2 protein-coding genes are annotated in these 1,127 nt (G+C 39.9%); both read right to left on the reverse strand.

Annotated features, from left to right (window positions below):
* On the reverse strand, window positions 1-188 hold a 188-nt coding region (locus JMX13_RS13735), incomplete at its 3' end, for a hypothetical protein (protein ID WP_265088421.1).
* Window positions 189-234: 46 nt separating this feature from the next.
* Window positions 235-1,127 (reverse strand): hypothetical protein (locus JMX13_RS13545; protein ID WP_201613335.1); only part of this gene is annotated, 893 nt, incomplete at its 5' end.

Here is a 1,127-nt window from a genome sequence, read left to right on the forward strand (position 1 = left end):
AGATAATATAATGATATTTCTTCGCCTAAAATAATCACTACATTATTATTAGAATTAAATATTGCATATAAAAAAAATACAATTAGAAATAAAAATATTAGCGTAAATAATATCTGTCTATAGATAAGCTTAATAGCATTATCATTTATTAAAGAAGTATGGTCTTTATACAAGTTATCAGAATTCAAAATATCACCCACAAACTATCTAATTTTATTTAAACGATAGAAAACATTAAGGCTTCTTAATCCAGAATAGCCCTAAGTCATCTGTTGAATCAGAGTCTTGGAATTCTACTGATTTACCGAACTCACCAGCAGCAGATGTGGTAGCTGTTTGAGCTATATCTCCTGTTACTCCTAGATTGTAAGGTTTTAATAATCCTCCAGATAAACCATTTACCCCTGCAGTGAACAAATCTGCTTCACCTTCAGCACTATACTGTGTAGCATATGTACCAACAGCACCTGCTACAGCTACTTCTGTTGCAGTAGTTGCTAATCCCCCCACACCACCAGTTAAAGCTCCACCAGCCGTATAAATAAGAGCCTTACCTGGATCCCATTCTTCAGAGGGTGTCGTAGCAACATATGACACACCACCAAGAGCACCACCAGATGAAGCACCATTTATTGCAGTTTGTGGTAGTAAAGTTGCCGCTTCTTTTGCTGCAGCTCCGATATAGGGACCGTAACCCGCTAAGGCAGCGCCTGCATAGGTAACTTTACGCATATCGTTTTGTAAACGCGCTTGCGCGCGCACTTTAGGGTCTGTAGCTGCAAGTCTCGCATGAGCAGGTAACACTACAGCTAAAGGATCCACTGCAAAGTTAGATTTTTTGTCTGGAATAGGCTTAAGAACCATATCATTCACACCTTCATCCCAAACGTATTTATAACCTTTTGGAGGTTTATTGTAAGGACTAGCATTGCTATAATCTCCAAAACCATCTAACCCCCCACCACCTAGATCAGGCTCGCCGACATAGGTATTAGTACCTGGTATTGTACTTCCTTCTTCATAATCATAGTCATCTGGAATACCCCTAGCACTAGCCCCCGGCGGATTGATCAGCACATCCTTGCCAATCACCTTATTCTCTTTCTCCGCTTGCGTGATGATGGTTG

The sequence above is a fragment of the Psychrobacter immobilis genome, assembly GCF_904846285.1.
GTDB lineage: Bacteria > Pseudomonadota > Gammaproteobacteria > Pseudomonadales > Moraxellaceae > Psychrobacter > Psychrobacter immobilis_D.